Source organism: Kitasatospora aureofaciens, from assembly GCF_001188955.3.
Classification (GTDB): Bacteria; Actinomycetota; Actinomycetes; order Streptomycetales; family Streptomycetaceae; genus Kitasatospora; species Kitasatospora aureofaciens.
The window spans coordinates 1-4,390 of record NZ_JPRF03000100.1 but is presented as its reverse complement, the minus strand read 5'-3'; the positions used below and the strand labels follow the sequence as shown (position 1 = coordinate 4,390).

Below are 4,390 nucleotides of genomic sequence, written 5' to 3'. Positions count from 1 at the left end.
CGGCGGGTGCGCCGGCTCGCGGCGGCGGTGGCCGGGCGGGTGCACGAGGCGGCCCGGCGGATGCTCGGCGAGGAGCCGGGCGCGCTGGGCCGGGAGGCCTTCGAGGAACTCTTCCCGGTCGACGGCGGCTGGGCCACGGCCGTGCTCGCCGAGGGGCTGTTCGTCCCCGCCGGGCCCGGATTCCGCTTCGCCCACGGGGAGTTCGCCGACTGGCTGCAGGGGTGGCACCTGGACCTGGAGGCGGCGCTGCGGATGCTCCTCGGCGAGGCGGAGGACACCCTGCCCGGGCCGGAGGGCTCCGGCCCGGCCGTCCCCCGGCACCGGATCGGTCCGGTCGCCGCCGCGCTGCGCAGGGTCGCCGAGACCTGGGGCGCGCCCGCCCTGGACCCGTGGCTGCACCGGATCTGGCGCGCGCTGGACCTGCGCCCGCCGGGCAGCGAACCCGCCTGGTGGGCGGCCCGGTTGCTCACCGCCGGGCTCGCCGCCAGCCCCGACCCCGTCGAACACCGGGCGCTGCTCGACCAGTTGGCCCGCCGGATCGCCGAGCGGGCCGCCGACGCGGGTGGCGGGCGGGCGCTCGACGGGCGGGCGCTCGACGGGCCGGTCCGCTTCGGCCCGGAGTTCTGGGCCGGCCTCGGCCTGCCCGTGGAGGCCGAACTCCCCCTGCTGCGCCGCCTGGTGGCCGCCGACGGCCCCGAGCAGCGCTTCCTCGGCGCGGTCGCCGAACGGCTGCGCGCCGACCCCGTCGCGGTGTTCCCGCTGCTCTGCGCCTGGTTCGACGACCCGGGCGGACTGCCCGGCCGCCCCGGGGTCGGGGTCGCCGACATCGCCCAGGACCTGCTGTACGCCCACCGGCGGCTGGCCCTGGACGAGTTGGCCGACGCGCTGGCCGCCGCCGCGCACCCGAGGGCCGACGCGCTGCTCAGCGTGCTCGCCGCCGAGGAGCCGTCCGCGCTCTGCCGCGCGGTGGACCGCTGGAGCCACGACCGGCGGCCCGAACGGCACGTCGCGGCTGCCGTGCACGCGCTGCGGACGGCCCCCCACGCCGCCGGGGCCGGGGCCGAACTGCTGCGCTTCAGCGCGCTCACCCTGCTCGCCCGCGAGGACGAACCGGGCCTGCACGGCGCCGCCCTGGCCCTGCTGGTCGGCGACCCGGCGACCCGGTCCGGGTACCTGGACGCCGCGCTCGCGCTGCACCGGGCGGGCGGCGACGCCTTCCTCACCCCGTACGCGCTGGCTCCGGCCCTGGAGAGCGACCCGGAGCCCGTCCTCGCCGCGCTCGCCGACCGGCTGGTGGCCCCCGGCACGGCCCCGGCCGAGACCCTGCGGGTGCTCGCCGACGCCCGCGCCCCGGTCGCCGTCCGCAGGGGCGCCGAACTGGCCGCCCGGCTGCTGCGCGAGCAGCCGGAGCTGGCCGGGCCAATCGCCGTCGACTACCTCGGCCGGCGCCTGCGGCAGGCCGCGATCGACGGGCCGACCACCCGGCTGGAACTGCGGGTGCTGCTCGGAGCCGCGCTGGCCGCCCGGACGACGGCGGTCCGCCGGCCGTTCGCCGAGGTGCTGTCGGCCCCGGTGGCCGACCCGGCGGCGGACGCGCTGCGCTGCGAACTGCTGGACGCGCTGCTCGCCGCCGAGACCGACCGGGCGGTGCTCACCGCCGCCGTGGAACGCCTCGCCGAGCACTGCGCGGCCGAGAACCCGGCCCGGGCCCGCGCCGTGCTGGCCCGCGCCACCCCGGGCCTGGCCGACGCGGACGACCTGCTGGTGCGCTGCGCCGGGCGCTCCGCGGCCTTCGCCCAACTGCTCGCCCAGTGGCCGGGTGACGCCGCCCCGACCGCGCCCGACGGCCCCCGGCTGGCCCGGATGCGGGCCCTGGTGGCGGCCGGACGTGACCCGCAGTACGCCGCCGCCGAGGCCGAGCGGACCACCCCGGCGCCGGCCCCGCGCGCACCGGTGCGCTCAACCCCCATTCCGGTGCCTGAGCCGGGGCAGGCGCATGGCACGCTATAGGGGTTCGGGTTTTGAGCGTTTGAGCGTGCCGAGGGTACGCACCGTACGGAACGAGGAGCAGTCGGGTGCAGCGCTGGCGTGGCCTGGAGGAGATCCCCGCTGACTGGGGACGCAGCGTCGTCACCATCGGCTCGTTCGACGGGGTGCACCGCGGGCACCAGTTGATCATCGGGCAGGCGGTCGAGCGGGCCCGCGAACTCGGCCTGCCCTCGGTCGTGGTGACCTTCGACCCGCACCCGCGCGAGGTGATCCGCCCCGGCAGCCACCCGCCGCTGCTCGCGCCGCACCCGCGCCGGGCCGAGCTGATCGCCGAACTCGGCGTGGACGCGGTGCTGGTGCTGCCGTTCACCACCGAGTTCTCCAACGAGTCCCCGGAGACCTTCGTCCAGCAGGTGCTGGTGGACGCGCTGCGCGCCCGGGTCGTCATCGAGGGCCCCAACTTCCGCTTCGGGCACAAGGCGGCCGGGGACGTCGCGCTGCTCACCGAGCTGGGCCGGGCGGACGACTTCCAGGTCGAGGTGGTGGACCTGCAGGTGTGCGGCACCGCCGGGGACGGCGAGCCGTTCTCCTCCAGCCTGACCCGCCGCCTGGTCGAGTCCGGGGACATGGCCGGCGCCAACGAGGTGCTCGGCCGGCCGCACCGGGTCGAGGGTGTGGTGGTGCGGGGCGCGCAGCGCGGCCGCGAGCTCGGCTATCCGACCGCCAACGTGGAGACCGTGCCGCACAGCGCCGTCCCGGCCGACGGCGTGTACGCGGGCTGGCTGACCGCCCGGGGCGAGCGGATGCCGGCGGCGATCTCGGTCGGCACCAACCCGACCTTCGACGGCACGGCCCGCACCGTCGAGGCGTACGCCATCGACCGGGTCGGCCTGGACCTGTACGGGCTGCACGTGGCCGTGGACTTCCTGGCCTACCTGCGCGGGATGGAGAAGTTCGACTCCATCGAGGCGCTGCTCGACCGGATGGCCGACGACGTCAAGCGCGCGCGTGAGCTGACCGACGCCGACTGACGGCCGGCGCCGGCTTCCGGCGCCGGTTTCCGTCCGGCACTGCGGCAGCGGGCCCGCCGACTCCTGGTCGGCGGGCCCTTCGTCGTCCTACTGCTGGGGCGGCTGCTGCTGCGGCGGGTAACCGTAGCCCGGCGGCTGCTGCTGGGGCGGGTAGCCGTACCCGGGCGGCGGCGGGGGCTGGGGAGCCTGCTGCTGCGGGTCGGCGTAGGGCTGGGGCTGCGGCTGGGGCCAGCCGTAGCCGGGCGGGGGCGCGGGCTGGCCGGGCTGCGCCCCCCACGGCGCGCCGGGCGCGGGCTGGGCGGCGGCCTGCTGCGGGTCGGCGTACGGCTGGGGCTGGCCCTGCTGGTAGCCGGCCTGTGCCTGATGCTGCCAGCCGGCCTGCTGGGCGGCGGCCTGCTGGGCCCGGACGATGTCCTCGCCGACCAGGGTGGCCAGCTCGAAGTACGCCTCGCGGACCTTGGGCCGCATCATGTCGAGGTTGACCTCGGCACCGGCCGCCAGGCTCTCGTCGAAGGGCACCACGACGACGCCGCGGCAGCGGGTCTGGAAGTGCGCGACAATGTCCTCGACCTTGATCATCTTGCTGGTCTCGCGCACCCCGGAGACCACCGTGATGCTGCGCTGCACCAGGTCGGCGTAGCCGTGCGCGGAGAGCCAGTCCAGGGTCGTCGAGGCGCTGGAGGCACCGTCCACGCTGGGGGTGGAGACGATGATCAGCTGGTCGGCGAGGTCCAGCACCCCGCGCATCGCGCTGTACAGCAGACCGGTGCCGGAGTCGGTCAGGATGATCGGGTACTGGCGGCCCAGCACCTCGATGACCTGGCGGTAGTCCGAGTCGTTGAAGGTGGTCGAGACGGCCGGGTCGACGTCGTTCGCCAGGATCTCCAGGCCCGAGTTCAGGTCCTGCGAGGTGAACTGACGGATGTCCATGTAGCTGCGCAGGTGCGGGATCGCCGTCACCAGGTCGCGGATGGTCGCGCCGGTCTGGCGCTTGACCCGGCGGCCCAGGGTGCCTGCGTCCGGGTTGGCGTCGATCGCGATCACCTTGTCCTGGCGCTCGCTGGCCAGGGTCGCGCCGAGCGCCGTGGTGGTCGTGGTCTTCCCGACCCCGCCCTTGAGGCTGATCACCGCGATCCGGTAGCAGCTCAGCACCGGCGTGCGGATGATCTCCAGCTTGCGGGCCTTCTCGGCCGCCGCGGCCTTGCCGCCGAACTGGAACCGCGGCTGCTGGCGCTGCTGCTTGGGCTGGCTGCGCAGCAGCCGGTCCGAGGACAGCTCGACGGCGGCCGTGTAGCCGAGCGGGGCGCCGTGCGCGGTCTGCTGCGGCGCGGCGGCCTGCTGGAACGCGGCGGGCGGCGGCGTGGCGGCGC

General features: G+C 76.4%; 2 protein-coding genes and 1 pseudogene. 2 read left to right on the top strand and 1 reads right to left on the bottom strand.

What is annotated here, in order from left to right; genetic code table 11:
* Both HS99_RS45665 and HS99_RS40320 read left to right on the top strand, forming a co-directional pair.
* Nucleotides 1-2,010 (top strand): annotated as a pseudogene (locus HS99_RS45665) (serine protease); the annotation flags it as partial.
* A gap of 65 nt (nucleotides 2,011-2,075) precedes the next feature.
* A complete protein-coding gene (locus HS99_RS40320) occupies nucleotides 2,076-3,020 on the top strand; it encodes a bifunctional riboflavin kinase/FAD synthetase (protein ID WP_030289892.1) in 945 nt (314 codons plus the stop codon).
* 87 nt (nucleotides 3,021-3,107) lie between these two features.
* Here HS99_RS40320 and HS99_RS40315 read toward each other — a convergent pair.
* Nucleotides 3,108-4,390: MinD/ParA family ATP-binding protein (locus tag HS99_RS40315; RefSeq protein ID WP_141763917.1), on the bottom strand; the 1,283-nt coding region annotated here is incomplete at its 5' end.